This is a genomic window from Terrisporobacter petrolearius, from assembly GCF_020748185.1.
Taxonomy (GTDB): domain Bacteria; phylum Bacillota; class Clostridia; order Peptostreptococcales; family Peptostreptococcaceae; genus Terrisporobacter; species Terrisporobacter petrolearius.
The window spans coordinates 1-20,524 of the sequence record NZ_JAHZMO010000052.1 but is presented as its reverse complement, the minus strand read 5'-3'; the positions used below and the strand labels follow the sequence as shown (position 1 = coordinate 20,524).

General features: G+C 27.8%; 19 protein-coding genes, 1 other RNA gene and 1 pseudogene. 14 read left to right on the top strand and 7 right to left on the bottom strand.

All coding sequences use genetic code 11. From position 1 onward, the window contains the following. Positions 1-133: 133 nt before the first annotated feature. The 3 genes from K0040_RS17735 to K0040_RS17725 all read right to left on the bottom strand — a co-directional run bounded on the left by K0040_RS17735 (position 134) and on the right by K0040_RS17725 (position 2,209). The gene (locus K0040_RS17735; RefSeq protein WP_228110061.1) at positions 134-529 is read right to left on the bottom strand and encodes a hypothetical protein; all 396 of its coding nucleotides are present in this window, start codon (positions 527-529) and stop codon (positions 134-136) included. A gap of 233 nt (positions 530-762) precedes the next feature. Continuing rightward, on the bottom strand, positions 763-1,302 hold the full coding sequence (locus tag K0040_RS17730) for a biotin transporter BioY (RefSeq protein WP_228110060.1): 540 nt from the start codon (positions 1,300-1,302) through the stop codon (positions 763-765). 115 nt (positions 1,303-1,417) lie between these two features. Next, the gene (locus tag K0040_RS17725; protein WP_228110059.1) at positions 1,418-2,209 is read right to left on the bottom strand and encodes a zinc dependent phospholipase C family protein; all 792 of its coding nucleotides are present in this window, start codon (positions 2,207-2,209) and stop codon (positions 1,418-1,420) included. A gap of 263 nt (positions 2,210-2,472) precedes the next feature. Here K0040_RS17725 and K0040_RS17720 point away from each other — a divergent pair, with 263 nt between their 5' ends. Continuing rightward, entirely contained in the window at positions 2,473-3,369 is an 897-nt protein-coding gene (locus K0040_RS17720; RefSeq protein WP_331476361.1) for a hypothetical protein, read from the top strand. Positions 3,370-3,520: 151 nt separating this feature from the next. Beyond that, positions 3,521-3,705: non-coding RNA, 6S RNA (gene ssrS / locus K0040_RS17715), on the top strand. A 56-nt stretch (positions 3,706-3,761) separates the two neighbouring features. Here the strand turns inward: ssrS and K0040_RS17710 are convergent. Next, positions 3,762-4,778 (bottom strand): hypothetical protein, encoded by a 1,017-nt coding sequence (locus K0040_RS17710; protein ID WP_228110058.1) that lies wholly within the window; start codon positions 4,776-4,778, stop codon positions 3,762-3,764. 174 nt (positions 4,779-4,952) lie between these two features. Between K0040_RS17710 and K0040_RS17705 the strand changes: the two genes are divergently transcribed. Beyond that, the gene (locus K0040_RS17705) at positions 4,953-6,131 is read left to right on the top strand and encodes an exosporium morphogenetic protein CdeC (protein ID WP_228110057.1); all 1,179 of its coding nucleotides are present in this window, start codon (positions 4,953-4,955) and stop codon (positions 6,129-6,131) included. A gap of 149 nt (positions 6,132-6,280) precedes the next feature. Here the strand turns inward: K0040_RS17705 and K0040_RS17700 are convergent, their stop codons facing one another. The 3 genes from K0040_RS17700 to K0040_RS17690 are packed head-to-tail and all read right to left on the bottom strand — an operon-like array spanning position 6,281 to position 9,112. After that, positions 6,281-6,928 (bottom strand): hypothetical protein, encoded by a 648-nt coding sequence (locus tag K0040_RS17700; RefSeq protein ID WP_228110056.1) that lies wholly within the window; start codon positions 6,926-6,928, stop codon positions 6,281-6,283. 17 nt (positions 6,929-6,945) lie between these two features. Next, positions 6,946-8,265 carry a polysaccharide biosynthesis protein gene (locus K0040_RS17695; protein WP_228110055.1) on the bottom strand — a complete coding sequence of 440 codons (1,320 nt, stop codon included), beginning with the start codon at positions 8,263-8,265 and terminating at the stop codon, positions 6,946-6,948. A gap of 52 nt (positions 8,266-8,317) precedes the next feature. Next, complete coding sequence (locus K0040_RS17690) at positions 8,318-9,112, bottom strand: histidinol-phosphatase HisJ family protein (protein WP_228110054.1); 795 nt, start codon at positions 9,110-9,112, stop codon at positions 8,318-8,320. 102 nt (positions 9,113-9,214) lie between these two features. On the opposite strand from K0040_RS17690, the gene pdxR reads away from it, so the two are divergent. The 11 genes and pseudogenes from pdxR (at position 9,215) to K0040_RS17640 (ending at position 20,373) form a co-directional block, all read left to right on the top strand. Further along, on the top strand, positions 9,215-10,636 hold the full coding sequence (gene pdxR, locus K0040_RS17685; protein ID WP_228110053.1) for a MocR-like pyridoxine biosynthesis transcription factor PdxR: 1,422 nt from the start codon (positions 9,215-9,217) through the stop codon (positions 10,634-10,636). A gap of 25 nt (positions 10,637-10,661) precedes the next feature. Continuing rightward, positions 10,662-10,874 (top strand): DUF896 domain-containing protein, encoded by a 213-nt coding sequence (locus K0040_RS17680; protein ID WP_074914637.1) that lies wholly within the window; start codon positions 10,662-10,664, stop codon positions 10,872-10,874. A gap of 74 nt (positions 10,875-10,948) precedes the next feature. Then, positions 10,949-12,343, top strand: coding sequence for an aminopeptidase (locus K0040_RS17675; protein WP_228110052.1), 1,395 nt, complete (start codon positions 10,949-10,951; stop codon positions 12,341-12,343). A gap of 359 nt (positions 12,344-12,702) precedes the next feature. Further along, positions 12,703-13,437, top strand: coding sequence for a hypothetical protein (locus K0040_RS17670; protein ID WP_228110051.1), 735 nt, complete (start codon positions 12,703-12,705; stop codon positions 13,435-13,437). A gap of 265 nt (positions 13,438-13,702) precedes the next feature. Further along, a complete protein-coding gene (locus K0040_RS17665; protein WP_228110050.1) occupies positions 13,703-14,512 on the top strand; it encodes a metallophosphoesterase in 810 nt (269 codons plus the stop codon). 168 nt (positions 14,513-14,680) lie between these two features. Then, complete coding sequence (locus K0040_RS17660) at positions 14,681-15,502, top strand: alpha/beta hydrolase (RefSeq protein ID WP_228110049.1); 822 nt, start codon at positions 14,681-14,683, stop codon at positions 15,500-15,502. Between the two features lie 191 nt (positions 15,503-15,693). Continuing rightward, positions 15,694-16,569 carry a pyridoxal 5'-phosphate synthase lyase subunit PdxS gene (gene pdxS / locus K0040_RS17655; RefSeq protein WP_228110048.1) on the top strand — a complete coding sequence of 292 codons (876 nt, stop codon included), beginning with the start codon at positions 15,694-15,696 and terminating at the stop codon, positions 16,567-16,569. A 40-nt stretch (positions 16,570-16,609) separates the two neighbouring features. Beyond that, positions 16,610-16,729: pseudogene (locus K0040_RS21545) on the top strand (hypothetical protein); the annotation flags it as partial. 222 nt (positions 16,730-16,951) lie between these two features. Beyond that, entirely contained in the window at positions 16,952-18,973 is a 2,022-nt protein-coding gene (locus K0040_RS17650; protein WP_228110047.1) for a methyl-accepting chemotaxis protein, read from the top strand. Positions 18,974-19,113: 140 nt separating this feature from the next. Next, complete coding sequence (locus K0040_RS17645) at positions 19,114-19,371, top strand: phage holin family protein (protein WP_018591571.1); 258 nt, start codon at positions 19,114-19,116, stop codon at positions 19,369-19,371. Between the two features lie 75 nt (positions 19,372-19,446). Continuing rightward, positions 19,447-20,373 carry a DUF1848 domain-containing protein gene (locus K0040_RS17640; protein ID WP_228110046.1) on the top strand — a complete coding sequence of 309 codons (927 nt, stop codon included), beginning with the start codon at positions 19,447-19,449 and terminating at the stop codon, positions 20,371-20,373. Positions 20,374-20,524: the final 151 nt, after the last annotated feature.

Sequence of the window (20,524 nt, the reverse complement as noted above, 5' to 3'; positions counted from 1 at the left end):
TTTCTAACCATAGTATCATACCTCATCTTTTTAAGTTCCTTTCCTTAATGGTATCACACTCTATAATCAAAAAAGTGCATAAGCTGACAACAATCTTGTCAACTTACACACTTTATTTTACATTCCCGATAAATTAATTGTCAGAGGAGCTATCTCTAGATGATTTTTTAACTCTTTTAACTTTTTTAACCTTTTTCTTAGTAGTAGGTGTACTTTCTTCAACTTGGGTATTATTATTAATAGACTTTGTCTTTTTAGTATTTTTCTTAACTTTTTCCTGCACTTCTGCATCTGTTATCTTATTCATTATAGCATCAAGCTTTTCTTGTTGTTTGGGATCTAAGAAGTTTTTGAATTTAGAGACTACTTCATCTTTACCCTTTAAGTTTTTACCGATTTTTACAAGTTCATCAATAAGTTCATCTTCTGATTTTCCTTTATAACCTTCAGCTATTTTTTCAACTTTCTTTTTATCAATATTTTTCTCTTTAGCGAACTTTTCAAGAGTCTTTGGATCTACTTTCTTCATAGCAAACTCCTTTCCATATTACTTTTTATTTAGATTTGCAAATTATATGTTTAAATATTGTATATCTAACCTAGTGTTAATTAACTTATTATTCAATATATGCATAAGAGTTTTAATCGTGTTACTCTTCTAAAATAAATCTTTAATATAAGTATATTAAAAAATAATAAAAAAAGACTGTAAGTGTATACAGTCTTTTATAAATATATAAATTTTGATTAAATTAATTTCTATCAAAATGTAGGATTGAAAGATACTCTTTTTGAAACAGATAAGCCTATGACGTAGGCTAATGCTAATTTTATCAAATCTAAAAAAGCGAAAGGAGCTACACAATATAGTATGCTTTGGTAAATTGTATTTCCAGTAATTGCTGAAAACATTAAAGTTCCTGTTACATAAACACTAATTAATCCTATTATTAGAGATGAAAAAACTATTATAGGTGATGAAGATTTCTCTTTGCCAAAACCTATTATATAAACCATTAAAGGAAGTCCTAATAAGTATCCTCCTGTTGGTCCAAATAGAACACCTAAGCCACCTGAAAATTGAGCAAATACTGGTAAGCCTATTCCGCCTAGTAATAAATAAATCAAAACAGAAATAGCACCTAATTTAGATCCTAAAATTAATCCTGCAACAGCTACAGCAAAAATTAACATAGTAAGTGGAACTGTTGTAAAAGGTAATGGTATTGAAATTTGAGCTAAAATTGATATTATAGCAGCAAAAAGAGCACAAAGTATAAGCTCTTTAGTTGAAAGTTTCATAATAATCCTCCTTAATAATTATTGTTTAGGTTAACCTAAAAAAAAATATGGTTAACCTAATTATATAGGAAAAAAATAAAAAATCAAGAACATTTATATATAAATTTATTCATGTTTATTCAAAGTTCCTATTTAACCTTTCTGGAAATGGAGAATTATTTTTAATAGATAAATAAAAGTCTTCTAATATACAAGCAGCTTTGTTAATAGAGTTATCATATAAAGATTCAATATTAACACATATACTTTTGCATTTGGGATCCTCATTTAAGTTAAAAAATATACCATGTAATTTATTATAAAGGGCTACAATTTTAAGTCCAGAAAAAATAATAAATCTACTTAACTTATTTGGTGTATTAAAAATAGAGTTATAAAATTTCATGGAGCTAAGGGCCCTTGTTATTTTAGAAGTGGACGTATTAAAAAAGGGTGATATAACTTCTGACAAAGTACTATCTGCATGAATATGAGTAGTTAAGTCTATGTCAAAGGGATTTTTACCTTCCTTATATATCAACAATTTATCAAATTCAGACTCAACTTCAGTATGGGATAATTTCTCATCTTTAATTATTTTATTTATATAAGGATGACACTCACTGTCTAACATAAAATGGCACAAAAAACCAAATATATAAGCTAGTGATTTTTCTTGATACTTAGACTCTTCTATTATTTTCCTTGATTTTTCAAAAAATACATTGGCCTTTTCGTAGTGAACATTATGTCCTAATTTATTTGTTGGGTTGTGATAGAGCATTGGCTTATAGTAAAAGAAAATATCCGGACCATGAAGGCCTATAAAGAAGAGTTCCATATTTTTTGAAATGATCTTAGAAATTTCATCATCTACTTGATCTAAAACTTTTTTTCCAAAAGTATAATGAGCATAAGTTCCAGGCATAGTTACTACCTCCAAATAAAATTTTATGTATAAGACTTAGTATATCAACTTTCGAAGAAAAAAATTACTTTCTATAATATATATGGAATTTTTCTCATAGTATTAATATATAGAAGTAATTTGTAAATAAGGTAGTTGGATTAATTAAGATAAATAAATTGTTATAAAAAATATTTATGCATTAGCATATTAAAAATGTAACACATATGATTTAGGATTCATATTTTATTAAGAAGGGGTAGTAATATTAAGGGGTGACTTGTGTGAACAATTTACTGTTAATACTTGCAATGATGGTATTAAGTAATGGTAATGTATCATTATTTGATAATAAAAATAAATCAAATAAGCGTGCAGAGGAGTCGACAAAAGTGGATGTTATAGAGCCAAATGTTAAAAGTAATCAAAATAAAAGAAGTGGTCCAACAGTTAGAAAAGTTAAAAGAATTAAAAAGAAAACACGAAGTAAAGATCCTACTAGAGAAAAAAAGAATGATCCTATTAAAAATATTTTGAAATTTGATATTACGGACGTTAACAAAGGTATCAATTTAATGGATCTAAGTGAAGAAGATTTAGATAGAGGAATGGAAATTATAACAAGAACAAAGAAGTATATGAATAAAGAGGAAAGAAATATACTTATAAAGCTAGAAAGTGTTCTTGACTTAGTAAAAGGGATAAAAAAATTAAATGACATTAATATATTGAGCGAGGAAGATGAAAGTGAATTTTTCAGAAGTATGGATGAAGAAGATAAGAAAAATATGATGATTAAAGAAATAATAGAAGTTTTCCCAGAAAAGAAAAAACAATCTGTGGAAAAAGCTCTTGAAATGAAAAAAATGATAGATTTATTTGCAGAGTTATTTTTACCAGATGGAGAAGAAGGTGGAGGATTTAGTTTAAGTTCTCTTGCAGATATTAATAATTTAGGAAGTATTAGCAACTTGAAATTATTAGGAAGTTTATTGAGAAGTTTAGATGATGATGACGAAGAGGAAGAATATAAAGAATATAAAGAATATGAGTATGTAGAAGAAGATTTAGTAGATGATTATGACCAATATTTGGAAGTGAACAAAGCTATGACAAATAATAAAAAACATAGTAAAAGTAAATCTAAAAAAAATAGAAGCAGAAGCAAAAAACAAATGTGATGAAATACACTATTTTAGATGACAATTGGATACTTACATAAGTTAAATTACTAGATATTGTAAAAATATCTTAAAATTAAAAACTTTTACAGAATAAACTACTTTAATTATTTCGACTTTTGTATTATAATAAATATAAACAAAAAAGAAAAAACTCCTGAGACATACGAGTGGTAACCTTTAAATTCAACCGACATGCACTATACGGGAGATCGGGTCTTGCAATAGTAAGAGGCCATTATATTTATATAAAGGAATTTAAACTTGCAAGCAGGTCACCCACCTGGGAGATTCTCGGGTCTGAATTTATGGGACCAACGGTGCCTTGGGAATAAAAAAATGTTGCTATTTTTTAGCAACATTTTTATTTTGCAAATTTTTAATTTTATATACTAAATTCCTAAAATACCCACTTCATTAAGGGTTGAAAAAACATGACTCACATTATATTTCAAATCTTCTTCATAATTAGAATAAAATGCAGACCTAATAAAATTATTTTCTGTAGAAAATTCATCTATAGTAGATTGAGACCAAGTTTTACCTAAGTTATCGGAACTAGAAGTAAATAACTTATTAAAATTTACCCAAGATACAAGAAGAGCGCTATCTGTTTTAACTAAGGAAGGATACATACAAGTGGAAGTATCGCTTAAATATGAAGAGGTATCAATATCAAACTTATTTTCATTAAGGTATCCACTTATGTGTTTTACAGCATAGCCATTTTTTATATATTCACAAAAACATAAATGATAAAAATTCATACTGTCTCTAATAATGTCTAAATAGATTTTATTTTTACCAGAGTTTGTAATTTGTATAGGGTCACTCCAACAAAAAGTACCTAAGTTAAATCTTGATGCAAAGACCTCTTCACAACCATTTATTAATTTGAGATAAAATATAGTTGGTACGGATTCATTCCAGAGTACAGTAAAACTATCTAAAAGAATATGATTTATAAAATCAATCTTATTTTCAACCCAATAATCATTGTTTTTATAGTGATGGAAAAGAGCACAAGTATTAGTAGAACTATTATTAAATACATAATAAAAAATATGAGCGTTATTATATATATATTTTACATAAGGAAAGGCTAATCCAAATTTTTTGAAATTATAAGTTATAGATTCTTTTTGGGTAAAGATTTTAGAGTTATTTTTACATTCTAATATTTGTAGAGATTTATCACAGTAAATACAGTAAATATTATCATCCTTATCAATGGAAAAGGAATATTTGGTGAAATTTATATCAATATCACTTATTAATTTATTTCTATGAACTAAATTGTTGTTGGTATCATAATAGTTGTAATAAAGTCCGTCATCATTAAGGGATATATAAAACATATCCTTAGTGCTTCTTCTAATTATAGCATAGCATTCATTTATAAAGCTCATTTTTAACCTCCTAAAAATATACATATTATAATATATTTACAAAAAAAATTTATATTCTACTTTTTTATGTACATGTATAGTTATGTAACACTTATTCATCAAAAAGCATATTATTTATTAGGCTTATAAAGCCAGGACATTTTTATTAATATCAATAAGGGAGGATAATAAAAAATGCAAGATTTAAAAAAGAATAAAAGAAAAATGAATAATAAACAAATGTCTACAATGAGTAATCGCCCTGAAAGAGAAGAAGTAGAATCAGTAATAGCAGTAGAAGTAGATGAATTGGACAGAGGATGTAAGTGTAACAATGATATGGAATCACATAAAAATAAATGCAATGATAAACATGAAAAGCATGAGTGTGAATGTCATTGTGAATGTAAAAAACATGAAGAATGTAAAGAATGTGAAGTTGTATCTGAAGAATGTTCAGTAAATCCATGTAGAGAAGAATGCTGTAATGGAATAAAACCAACTTTTTCAACAAGAAACGCGTCTCCGGTAGCTATAGAAGCAAATAGAATATTTGACTCAATACAATTTAGAGCATTTACAGATGCTACGGGACCAAATGGACAAACTTTATTCTTTGATTTTGAAGTTATAGAAGTAAGGGGTAATGTACCATCTAGAGGATTAGCAAAAGTTATAGTTGACGAAGTTTGTGTGAATTTTGAAGAGCTTGAGATATGCCCTGGAGATATAACTTTAGATGATTTTATAGTAACTCCAGTTGAAAATAATTCACCTTGTGATACAGTATTTGAATCTATAGTATGCCCAAGAAGAAATGCTACTTGTTGTGCACAAAATAAAGGACAGAATGTATTATTTAGAGAAAGAGGATTAGCTGTAAGAGTAGAGGACTTAGTTCTAGAAATAAGAGGACATTGTGGATGTACTAAAATAGTTGCTCTTGCATTCCCAGCAGTAAAAAGAGGCAATGGAGAATTGTTTAGAGTAGATTGTGTTGAATTTAAATTTAACACACTAGCTTCTAATATATGCTGTCCATCTAGTGGTAGATCAATAACATTAAGACAAGATTATTTAACTAAGTTAACAGTTGACTGTATATCTAACGCATTTATTTCTGCAGAAGATTGCTTTGACTGTGATTGTGACTGTGACAGACATCATGACTGTGATGACAGACATGATTGTGATTTCGACTTCGATTGTTTCGAGTTTACAATACCAAGTGGAATAGACTTAATACTATGTGTTGAAGAAACAGTTAGTCTTTTACTAGGAGATCAACTAGTAGTTCTAGCTGAAACAAACTTTAGCCCAAGAGTAGTAGATACTTTTGCAAATGTTTGTAAATTTCCAGGTTGTGGTGAATAATTTAGAAAATTAAAATATATAGCAAATGATTAACCAAACATCTTTATTCTACTAACAAAGAGGACTATCACATAATGATAGTCCTTTTTTAATTGTAAGTAAATTACAGCTTATTTGATATTTAAATAAAAAATATAATTTTTAATATATTAACTTTTATAAAGGATACTATAGCAATACTCAAAGATATCATCTTTAATAGTCGAGGTAGATTTAAAGTTAGAAAAAGATGAGAAGCTTCTAGATAAGTTATGAGTTGGTATCCATTTTTTATTAGTATAATTAAAAACTAAAGTCTTAGTATTAACTTCACATCTATTATTATTTTCTACAGTATCATAGGTAAGAATCATATTGCTCATATCATCAATATCTAATCTATAAATATATTCATCATTTTTAACAATATTATTAATATGGTATTTATGAAGATTATAATTGCTCGGACTAAAATTATAATGATATAGTCTATAGCAATTATCTTTAATAGGAGATTCCTCAACTAAAAATACATTTAAAATATTTTGAATAATAAAAAGTCTCATGTTTTTTAAGTTGTTTGTATTGTTACAGACTTTACAAAGAGATCTTCTTCTTACTTTTCTATTTTTGTACATAAAGTGAATCAGTTTTCCTTTTGTATCAATGGTACAAATATGAATAAAATTATTATCATCAAAATTTGCACAATAAGAGATAATATTATTTGAAATTTTATCTATTTTCTCATTAATATTTTTTATAAATAAGGAGTTATTTTCTTCGTAAACATAAAATGGTTTTATATTATTAATCAAATTTCCACCTACTTTCCCTACATTTTCTTCAATGCTTTTATTAAAACTACACTATGGAGAAGAGTTGTAAAAATAGATGTGGCAGTTACAGCATAAATATAGGCATACATATTTAAACTAGGTATAGGTAATAAGAAATAAATAGCAATAACCTGAATAACCATGCCAACAATGGTATTTATACTGGATATAACCTCTTTTCTTATGGAATGAAGTATTCCCGATAAAGTTTGATTTAAACTAAGGAAAAGAGGAGCTAGAAACATAGATTTCAAGTAAATTCCAGCGGTTTTATTGTTAAAAACTATTAAACATAGTTCTTCTCCGAAGAAATAAAAAAATAAAGCAGATATAATGCCTACGCACACAGTTAAAACAACAGCATAGTATATTTTTATTTTTACATTTTTAATTTTATTTAAAGCAACCTCTTGAGAGATGCTTGGAATTAAATTTACTACAAGAGCAGAGCCTATGGTAAAAGGAAGATATACAAAGGGCATTACCATACCACAAACAATACCGTAAAGACCTATGGACTGTGTATATGATATTCCAGACAAAACTAATCTAGAAGGCACTATCATAGAACTTACGGATTGTAAAATAACAGAAGACATTCTATTGCATGTAATAGGTAGAGCCATTTTTAAAGTTTCCATAGAAGAATTATAAAAATCTTTAAGTCTTATAGTAAACTTATTGTATAAGGATGATTCTTTGTACAGACAAATACTCATATAAATTACATTAGTTGCCTCCCCAAAGGAAATACCAAGAAGTGTTACATAACAAATCATAGCCTTATCACTTATGTACATTGCCAATAAAAATACAAATAAAATTCTTGTAACTTGTTCAATAATCTGACCTATAGCAGGAACCATAACCTTTTTTATTCCATAAAAATATCCTCTTAATACGTTTGAAATAGTAATTATAACTATAGCTGGACATATGGAAAGAATAAATAAATTTAAATTTTCATCCTGTAAAAGTCTAAAAGATAAATATGTACTATTAAAAGAAACTAATAATGAAATTAACAAAGATATAAAAAATGCCATATATAAAGTGGATATAAAAAATATATTTGCATCTTTTTTATCTTTTAAAGCTCTTTCCTTTGCAACCAAGCAAGAAAGGGCAGTGGGAATACCTGTAGTGGTGAGAGCAATACATATCATTAAAAAATTGAAGACCATATGATATATTCCAAGTCCCACATCTCCCATGACCCGTGATAGAAATATTTTATATAAAAAGCCTAATACTCTTACTATTAGGTTTGATATGAACAATATTATAGTTGATAAAACCAAATTAGGAATTCTCAAAAAAATCACCTCCACATACTAAAAATGTATTCTTGTGGAGGTGAAAAAATAATTATAATTTTATAAAATTTGGTTTTAAATTATCAAAGGTAGAAATATATTTGAATCCTAAATCTTTTAAATAGGAATATACATAATCAAATTTACAAGAAATATAAGAGGGAGAGTGAGCATCAGAACCTGTAGTAATAATTTCTCCACCTAGTTCTTTGTAAAGAGATATTATGTTTCTTGAAGGTGTCAAATCAGGTAAGTTATATCTAAAACAAGAAGTATTTACTTCTATACCTTTACCATTATATATAGCTTGTTTTAATATGGACTCTATAATATCCATGTAAAAGCTATCTCCGAGAAGATTTTCATAATTTCCATACCTTTTGACTAAATCTAAATGACCTAAAACACTATAGTTATTAAAGTTTTTAACAATATCATATAAAGTTTTGTAATAGACTTCGTAAGCCTCATGTTGATTTTTATCTTTAAAATATTCATCGTAGTATAAATCATTTTTATTTATAGCATGCTGAGAACATAATATAAAGTCAAATTTGCGATTTTTTATATCCTCATTATACCTGTCTACAAGATGAGGTTGTAATCCTAATTCAATTCCCTTTTTTATTTTTATTTTATTTTCGTATTTTTCCTGCATTGATTCTAGTGTATGTAAATATTTTTCGTAATTTACAACAAATTTATCTGTTTGATTTACATCATAATCCATATGATCTGTAAAACATATTTCTTCTATACCTAAGTTAATAGAAGTTTCAATCATTTTTTCTATGGGAGTTTTACTATCTGGAGAGAAGTTACAATGCATATGATAGTCGTAGAACATTATTATTTCCCCTTTCATAAAAAATTTGGTATTATATATATTAATGATAACAAATACATATTTAAACATCAATAAATCTAAAAATAAGTAAGTGGTGATTAAATGGATAAATACAAATTAGAATTAGATGATAATAATAGTAAGTATATTCAAATTTATAATCATATAAAAGAGATGATTGTTGGGGGAAAAATAAATGAACATGAAAAACTGCCACCAATTAGAAAATTGGCAGATTTTATAAGTGTTAATAATGCTACTGTTGTTAAAGTATACGAGTTGTTGGAAAAAGAAGGTCACGTATATAAGATAATAGGTAGTGGAACTTTTGTTTCTTCTATAAAGGTAAATAAAGAAGTAAATTTAGAAAACTATAAGGATATGATACATTTTGATAGTGGCAATCCATCAAAAGATGTGTTTCCTTTAGATAATTTTAAATCAGCCATAAATATGGCACTAGAAAATGATGGAGCATCTATTTTTGAATATGATGAAGGAAAAGGTTCTGAAGAGCTGAGAGAAGAATTAAGTACATATTTAAAAAAGAAAAGAATAAATACTAATAAAGATAACATACAGATAATTTCAGGTGCACAACAAGGTATAGATATAGTTTGTAAAGGACTTATAAATTATTCAGATGTAGTATTTGTTGAAGAGCCAACTTACAATGGTGCTTTAGAAGTATTCAAAAGTAGAGGTGCAAAAATAATTACTATTCCTATGCTAGATGATGGTATAGATATAGGTATATTAAAGCTTAAGTTAGAAAAAATAAAACCTAAATTAATATATGTTATGCCTAATTTTCAAAATCCAAGTGGAATATCATATAGTGAATATAAGAAAAAGAAGCTAATAGAACTAAGTGAAAAATATGATTTTTATATTTTGGAAGACGACTTTATAAGTGACTTTGCTTTTGATAGTAAAGATAATAGACCGCTTAAAAGTTACGATATGAAAAATAGAGTTATTTATATTAAATCTTTTTCAAAAATACTTATGCCAGGTCTTAGAATCGGTATAGTTGATATACCAAGAGAGTTACAAAAGAAAATACTTTGGGCAAAATATTCTTCAGATATATCAACACCAGGACTTATACAAAAGTCTATGTACTATTATATGAAGTATTTTAATTGGGAAGAATATTTAAAAAGTATAGATAAAATTTATACTAAAAAATATAGAAAAACAAAAATTTTATTAGAAGAAAAGTTAGGGGACAAGTTAAAAATATGTAAATCTCAAGGTGGGCTAAACTTTTTTATTGAATTACCAAGAGGATATTCATCTCAAGTTTTCTACAATTTTATGCTAGAAAAGGGAGTTTGTATTACACCAGGAACTTATTTTTTTGATAATATAATGGATGACAGGTTTTTTAGAATTAACATAGCAAATGAAACAATTGAGGATATAGAAAAGGGAATAACTATAATAGAAAATAATCTAGAAGAATTTATTACATCTTATAAAAATGGAGAAGATATAAGAAGCAATAAAATATTTTATTAATAAGTGAAAATAATAGGAGGAAAAAATGTTTGATCAAAAGAAACTAGACAGAATAAATTTTTTAGCTAAAAAAAATAAAGAAGAGGGATTAACAAAAGAAGAGTTAGCAGAAAGAGAAGTATTAAGAAAAGAATACTTAGAAAACTTTAGAGCACACTTTAAGTCTAGACTTGAAAATGTTAAAGTTGTACATAGCCAAGAAGAGTACGATGAATTAACGAAGAAAAATCAAAACTAGCTTTGACATTGCTACAGGTATATCTGTTGCGCAAAAACTAGCTTTGATAAAATATATAAATTAAGGAGCTCAATATGAATTTAAAATATGAATTTGCAAATGGTTGGAAAGTTATAAAAGAAATGAATAATATGGAAAATGTTATGTCATACTCAAAAGAATATATTGATTTCTTAAACAAAGGTAAAACAGAAAGACTTTGCGCTAGAGAGATTATTAGACTAGCATTATCACAAGGTTTTATATCTATAGAAGAAGTAATTAAAAAAGGGAAAATAGAATCTGGAGATAAAATTTTCGCTGAAAATAAAGATAAGGGTGTAGCTTTATTTGTAATTGGTGAAAAAGATATAGAAGAAGGTATGAAGATAATTGCTTCTCATATAGATTCACCAAGACTAGATTTAAAACAAAATCCATTATACGAAGATGATAATATGGCATATTTTAAAACTCATTATTATGGTGGAATTAAAAAATATCAATGGGTATCTATGCCTCTTGCACTATATGGAGTAGCAATTTTACAAGATGGTACTAAAGTTGATATAGCCATAGGTGATGATGAAGAAGATCCAGTATTTTGCATAAACGACTTATTACCTCACTTATCAGCAGAACAAAATCAAAAGAAAGTAAGTGAAGCTATTAGTGGAGAAGATTTAAACGTACTAATAGGAAGTATTCCTTTTGATGAAGAAGAAAATTCAACTGTAAAATACAATATGTTAAAATTGTTAAACGAAAAATATAAAATTACTGAGGAAGATTTTTTAAGTGCTGAAATAGAAGTAGTTCCAGCAGGAAAAGCTAAGGACTTGGGAATAGACAAATCAATGGTTATTTCCTATGGCCAAGATGACAGGGTATGCGCCTTTGCAGGTGTAAAAGCAATATTTGAAACTGAAAAGCCAGAATATACAGCAGTTACATTATGTGTTGATAAAGAAGAAACAGGCTCTTATGGTAATACAGGAATGCACTCAAAATTCTTTGAAAATACTGTAGCAGAATTAATAAACTTACAAGGAAGTTATTCTGACTTAAAAATAAAAAGAGCTATGTCAAGATCTAGAATATTATCTGGAGATGTTAACGCAGCTTATGATCCAAACTTCTCTTCAGTATATGAAAAAACTAACTCGGCTCATATGGGTAAAGGTGTTGCCATAATGAAATACTCTGGCTCAAGAGGTAAAAGTGGCACAAGCGATGCTAATGCAGAATTTGTTTGTGAAGTAAGAAGAATATTTAACAAAGAAAATGTAGTATGGCAAACAGGAGAACTTGGAAAAGTTGATCAAGGAGGCGGAGGTACTGTAGCTTATATATTGGCTAATTACGGTGCTGAAGTTTTAGATTGTGGTGTGGGATTACTTAGTATGCATGCACCTTATGAAGTGGCTTCAAAGGCAGATATATTTGAAATGTATAGAGGTTATAAGGCTTTCTTAAATATAAATCTATAAAATTTAGATCCTTCTATTTTATATAAAATAGAAGGATTTTTTATTGTAATTAAAAAAATTAAATTTTTGATAAGTATGTATAAATCGCAGTAAATAAAACAGATACAGCTTTATAGAATAATAGATAAAACTTATATCGACTATATGAGTTGTTGATTGTTAAGGAAATTTTTGTTATATTAATAATAAGAAAAATACAGGGACATAATTTGTATTACAAAAAAATTACAGAATGATATTTGTTATGATTTCCCGTTAATTATAGGTTATAATTTAAAAAATAAGAAAAAATGATAAAAATCATCTATGTGAGACAAAATAAAATATTTACCTATACTTGGTACAAGGAGGATTAATTTATGAACCTTAAAAGATCATTATCTGCATTGATTATTTTAACCATGCTTTTTACGGGATGCTCCAATTATCAAGTCCAAAATGAAGGCATAACTTTGCCAGATGAAGCAACTAAGCAAAAAACTATGACTAAAGTTCAAAATGATGTAAATGAAATAATAGACAAAGATTACAATTATGTCTTAAGTAATTTAGGAAAGCCTAATGCTACAGCATATTGGATAGATAAAAATAAAATAGACAGTTTAGATACGCTAGATGATGCAGAAAATTTAGAAGATATAAATTTAGTTTACTTGAAGAATGTATCGGATGAAAATGCTAATAGTACTTCTTTATATCTACACCTAAAAAATAAAATAGTAAAAAATGCACAAATTGTGGATTATTCTAATTCTAGATTTAATATAACTAAAGGCATTAACAAATCTAAAATACTTATAGATTGTTATGATGATGAAGATATAGTTAAAATGTCAGATTTAGATATGGAAAAACTAAATACTTTTATTGGTGATGACTCTAGGGAAATATCAACTATAGTAGGTCACAAACAACCATCTTATGATGCATACTTATATGACAAAGTAGAAAAGTCCATAAATGTTTTTAAATTGGACAATGAAGATAAGCTACTAGCCATATTTACAAAAGATAATAAAATATCAGAAATTAAAATTCTTGATAATAAAAAAGAAGTCATAAATGAGATAAAGTATATAATGCTAGATAATTAATTATAAAAAAGTTATAGATTTTAATGAAATCTATAACTTTTTACATTTAAGGAAATTATAGTCAAGTTTATGCTGTTGATAAAATCTGGAATCAAGTTATATCAAATCATTTAGAAAGTGTAAAAAAATGTATTTTTGAGCAACGGAGTTGCCTGAAGCGATAGCAAAATGATTCGCCAACACGTTGCTCAAAGGCATCTCGTTGGCGACATGAGCGAAGCGAATTTTTTATAATAAGAAAAATTGTAGGTGAAAATAATTGCAAATGAGTAAATTAGAAGTAGTTAATTACATTATAGAAAATAAAAAAATACCACAAGAATTTAATGATTATGTTATTGTTCAAATAAGTGACTTGCATAATAAGTCCTTTGGTAAAAATAATATTAATTTAATTAGTAAGATTGACCAAATAAGTCCTAAAGTAATACTTATTACAGGAGATATAATAGACGGAGAAAATAAAAATTTTCAAGTTTCATTAGATTTGTTGAAAGATCTAAGCACTAAATACAAAGTTTATCACATTACAGGTAACCACGAACAAAAAGCTTTATTAAAAAGATATAAAAAATTATATAAAGAGTATTTTAAGAAACTACATGATTTAAGAGCTATTCATTTAGACAATGAAAAAGTTCAAATAAAAAAAGGCAATAGTCATATAAATATTTATGGATTGACAATACCTTTTGAATCTTATAAATATTTGTTTGATAAGGATAAAAGTACAGATTTAGAAGAAAATTTTTTACAAAAGAACTTACCATTTATAAATAAAAATGAGTATAATATTTTATTAGCTCATACACCTTTTTACTTTGATGATTATGAAAAATGGGGTGGGGATCTTATTTTAGCTGGCCATGTACATGGAGGAATAATTAGACTTCCTATTGTAGGAGGTTTATTATCTCCCAATAGGCAATTTTTCCCTAAATATGATTTGGGTAAATATGATAAAAATGATTCAACTATGATAGTTACTAAAGGACTGGGTGGATCTAAGGTACTTGTTAGAATTAACTGTAAGCCAGAAGTTGTTAAGATAACATTAAAAAGTAAAAATTATTAGGTTGGATATTTTGTACTGTTATAAAATAAATGAAAATACTGTATACTTAGGAAACTTAACATTAAACTATAGTTATAAAAAATAAGTTTTGGTATACTGAATTTGAGGATATATCACCTTAGATCATACAAAGTCTTATTCTTAATTTACTAAAGATGGGGGTAAAACATGGGACAAGAGAAAGTTTTAAATGAAAGTATGATGTTTAGAAATAAGGATAATATAGAACTTTTTGTAAAGAAAGACTTAGTTGAAGATGCAAGGGCTGTAATAGTAATAGTACATGGATTGGCAGAACATTTAGGGAGATATGATTATGTAGTATCAAAATTAAATGATTGGGGATATAGTGTTTATAGATTTGACAATCAAGGTCATGGAAAGTCTGAAGGAAGAAGAACATACATAGAAAGTTATAAAAATTTTTCTAATGATGTTAATGAAATTGTATCTATGGCTAAAAATGAAAATGATGACAAGAAGGTTTTTGTACTAGGACATAGTATGGGCGGGATGATAAGTACAGTATATGGAATAGATTACAAAGACATAGTAGACGGTATAATTTTATCGGCAGGGGTTACCCTTGATAAGGCCAAGTTACTAGAAAGTAACAAAGATGTGCAAGACGATGCACAAATACCAAATTCTTTAGGGGATTTAATTTGCACTGATAAAAAAGTAGTGGCTGATTACGGCAATGATCCTTTAGTATGCCATGTAACACTAGGAAAGATATATAAAGAATGCTACAAGGCAGTAAAATATATATCTGAAAATATGCATGAATTTGAATATCCAGTGTATATATTGCATGGAGAAGATGACAAAATAGTTTCATCAGAAGATTCACAAATTCTTTATGAACATATATCTTCTTTAGATAAGAGTTTAAAAGTATATCCAGGTCTTTATCATGAAATTATGAATGAATTTGATAAAGATAAGGTATTGGAAGATGTACATTCTTGGTTGGAAGATAGAATATAAATTTTATAATATAAAGTATAAACTAAGGCTGGAACATGTATTTAAATTAATGCATTTTCTAGCTTTTTTAGCGTAATAAATGTATGGGTACAATTTATGCAAAAACATAAAAGACCAAACTTATATTGTGATACAATTAAAATTGTACTACTATTTCCTTATAAAAGAAAAACAATAAGGGGGTACAATTAATGAGCAGAGAAGTATTAAATAAAAATTTAGCACAAATATTAAAAGGTGGAGTAATAATGGATGTTACTAATCCAGCAGAGGCAATAATAGCACAAAATGCAGGAGCATGTGCAGTTATGGGACTTGAGAGAGTTCCAGCTGATATAAGGAAAGAAGGCGGAGTGGCGAGAATGTCAGATCCTAAAATGATAAAAGAAATTCAAGAAGCTGTAAGTATACCAGTTATGGCAAAAGTAAGAATAGGACATTTTGTAGAGGCACAAATACTTGAAGCTTTAGAAATAGATTTTATAGATGAAAGTGAAGTTCTAACACCAGCAGATAATGTTTATCATATAGAAAAGACTAAATTTGAAGCTCCTTTTGTTTGTGGAGCAAGAAACTTAGGAGAAGCTCTTAGAAGAATTGGTGAAGGTGCATCCATGATAAGAACAAAAGGTGAAGCAGGAACTGGAGATGTAGTTGAAGCAGTTAAACATATGAGAAGGGTAACTTCTCAAATTAGAAAAATAGTATCTATGGGTGAAGAAGAGTTAATGAATGCGGCTAAAGAAATGGGATCACCATACGATTTAGTTAAATATGTTCATAAAAACAGTAAACTTCCAGTAGTAAACTTTGCGGCAGGAGGTATTGCAACACCAGCAGATGCAGCATTAATGATGCAACTAGGATGTGATGGGGTATTTGTAGGGTCAGGAGTATTCAAATCAGACAATCCTCAAAAGAGGGCAGAAGCCATAGTAAAAGCTGTTTCAAATTATAATAACCCAAAAGTTTTAGCACAAATATCAGAAGATTTAGGTGGAGCTATGAGTGGTGTGGCGGTGAATACTTTAGAAGATAAAGAATTGTTAGCATCGAGAGGTTGGTAATATGAAAATTGGAGTGCTTGCCATGTAAGGTGCTTATGAAGAGCATATAAGCATATTAAAAAATTTAAATGTTCATACTATAGAAATTAGGAATAAAGATGATTTAAAAGATATTGATGGGCTAATTATTCCTGTCATAGAGAGCATAAGTACTTTGTAGGTATGGTAAAAACTAATATTTAAATAGAAAAATAATAAAAATCACTTACTTTATAAAAGCAAGTGATTTTTTGTATTTAAAGTGTTAAAGCTTTTATAAATTTAACCGTATAACATCTTTGGAGATAATATGCAATATTTGGGATTTATTTGAAGCACGAGTGAATGTTATATTAAAAATAATTAATTAAAGCAGGTAAAACCGAGGAGGATGAACAGGCAAATGAAAAGCATAAGGACGAAAATTTTAGTAATGATTGGTGGAGTAGCAATTTTAGCAATGATTATCTCAGGTGGAATTTCAATAAAAAATACACTAAATATGGTGGATGATTCTCTAGAAACTATCTCAACATTAACTACAGATAAATTAGGGGTTGAGATTAATGAATATTTCACAAGATATAAAACCATGGCAATTCAGATGGCAGGAAATACGTCTGTGAGACAAGTATTGACGGAAGCTACTAGAGAAAATTATAAAGATAAATCTTCATTCAAAGATACATATAAGTATTTGGGATTTGTGGCGGAAAAGGATGAACAAATATCAACGGCATATGTTTGTTCTGCTAAAGACACATTAGCATTTGATGGTACTAGCTGGGTTTCAGATAAAGATTATGATTTAAAATCAAAAAAATACTGGTTTTCAAATGAAGAAGATATAAAAAATGGATATATAATAACTGATCCATTTGAAGATGTTATCTCTGGAAATATGATAGTATCATTTGCGGCACCGGTATATAGTTTAGATGGAAAAGAAATAGTTGGGGTGGCGGCTTTAGATATCCAACTTGATACTTTAAGTAATAAAATAGCATCTAACGAAACAGAATTTGGAAAAGATGCATACACAATGCTTGTATCTAGATCAGGACAAGTGTTAGCAAGCAAGGATAACGATAAGCTGCTTAAAAATGTTAGTGAAATAGGATTTGACGAAACTATGTTAAAAGAAGTGGAAAATCCTAGTAAAAAAGTTATAGAGTATACTGAGAATGGACAAACACGTTATGGAATTGTAAATGCAGTAAGAGATGCTGGCTTAAAAACTATATTTAGTATAAGTGAAGATAGATACAATGCATTAGTAAAAAAAGAAAAGAAAGATATGACGCTTGTTTATGGATTAGCTATTATAATTCTTTTAGTAGTAATATATTTTGTTACAAAAAGTATAGTATCGCCAATTCAAAAGCTTATGGAGGTTACAGAAGATTTAGCAGAAGGTAATCTAGATGCTGAAATTGACATTGATAACAATGATGAAACAGGTAAATTAGCTGAATCAATGAAAAAACTAGTTACAAGATTAAATGAGTATATTGTCTATATAGACGAAATAGCAGAGTCATTAAATAGATTCTCAACAGGAGATTTAAATATAGATTTAAAACAAGATTACGATGGAGAGTTTGAAAAAATTAAAGATTCATTAATTCAACTTTCTGAGATATTTAAACATACTATAGGTCAAATAATAGAAACATCAGAAAATGTGGCACTAGGCTCAAGAGAAATAGCTACAGCATCACAAGTTCTTGCAGATGGAGCCCTATATCAAGCAAATACAACAGAGGAGCTTACATCTACAGTAAATGATTTATCTGATAGAGTATCAAAAAATGCAGAAAATGCATTAGGTGCTGCTGATCAAATTAAATCTGTTGGGGAACTTTCAAATTTAAGTAATGATCAAATGCAAAAAATGATGGAGGCAATAACTGAAATAAATAATAAATCATCAGAAATAGGCAAAGTAATAAAAGTTATTGAAGACATTGCATTCCAAACAAATATATTAGCTTTAAATGCAGCAGTAGAAGCATCTAGAGCTGGAGAAGCAGGTAAAGGATTTGCAGTGGTGGCTGATGAAGTAAGAAATCTAGCAACAAAATCAGCAGATGCAGCAAAAGAAACTACTCACTTAATTGAAGAATCTATTAAGGCTGTAGAAAATGGAAATAAAATAGCTAATAAAACAGGAGAAATGCTTGTAGAAGTATTACAAGGTGTATCTGAATCAGTAAAATTAATAGATGAGATATCAGATGAATCTTCTGAGCAAGCTACAGCTCTAAAACAAACATTAGAAGGTATTGAAGAAATAAGTAATGTTGTTCAAACAAATGTATCAACATCTGAAGAAAGCTCAGCTGCAAGTAATGATTTATCTAAGCAAGCTGAAGACCTTCGAGCAATTGCATCACAATTTAAAATTGATGATGAGACAAACTAGCATAAAAATAAAGTAAATTATTTTTAGTTAAGTTTTAAATAAATAGAAATTTAAAAGGCTAAAGGAGATTAATTCCTTTAGTCTTTTTTAGTTCTTATAATAGTAATATATTATGAGGATAAATTTAAGGAGGGAATACTATGGACTTAGGATTTTTAAATGATTATTTAGTTTTAGTTATTGTTGGTATATGTCTGTGTTTAGGTTATATAATAAAAAGTAGCTTAAACTTTATACCAAATAAGTACATACCATTAATAATGGCAGTAACAGGTTGTATATTGAATATATGGATAAACAAGAGTGTAACTGCAGATGTAATATTAGGCGGTATGTTTTCTGGTTTAGCAAGTACAGGAGTTCATCAAGCATTTGTAAATTTAATTCAAAACAAATAGATTACGAAGTGTAAGTAGGGGTAAGATAGAAATAAAAGAATTTCATAAGGAAAGTATGGAGGAAAGAAATAATTTATGATTATTAATACAGGAAATAGAACAGATATACCAGCTTATTTTAGTGACTGGTTTTATAATAGAATAAAAGAAGGATATGTTTGTGCTAGAAATCCATACTATCTAAGTCAAGTTACAAAATATAAAATAACCCCCCATGTGGTAGATTGTATTTGCTTTTGCACTAAGAATCCTGAACCAATGATTTCTAGATTAGATAAACTAAAAGAATTTGGCCAGTTTTGGTTTGTTACAATAACTCCTTATGATAAAGACATAGAACCTAATGTACCAAATAAAGAAAGAGTAATAAAAAGTTTTAAAAAATTGTCGTCAACAATAGGTTTTGAGAAAACTGTTTGGAGGTATGATCCTATTTTTATTTCAGAAAAATATAGCTTGAATAGTCATATTGAAAACTTTGAAAAAATGGCATCTAGCCTTTCTGGATATACTGGGGAATGTATTATTAGTTTTATAGATTTATATGAAAAAACAAAGCGTAATTTTCATGAGGTTAGAGAAGTATCAAAAGAAGAACGTAAGATTATAGGAAGAGAATTTGTTACTATTGGCAATAAAAATAATATAAAGATAAAAACTTGTGCAGAAGGATACGAGTTATCTAAATTTGGTGTGGACTGTAGTGGATGTATGACACAACCTGTGTTAGAGAGAGCAATACATAGTAATTTGAAAGTACCTAAGAAAAAGGGAAGCAGAGAAAGTTGTGACTGCTTGCTTGGCAACGATATAGGTATGTACAATACTTGTTATCATGGATGCTTGTATTGTTATGCTAATTATAGTAAAGACATTGTTATGAATAACTTTAGAAAGCATGATAAAAATTCCCCATTTTTGATTGGAGATTTTATGGAAGGAGATATTGTTAAGGAGGCTGTTCAGTATAGTTATATAGATAATCAAATTTCGTTTTTTTAATAAAAAAAGTAGTTACTAAAGAAAAATAAAATGGACCCTATAAAGTGGATACTAGAAAAAGTGTTTACTTGTATAGGGTTTATTTTTGTGTAAAATATTCATTAAGGAGTTGAGTAATTATGAACAAAAAACTATTTTCTAAAGAAGAGAT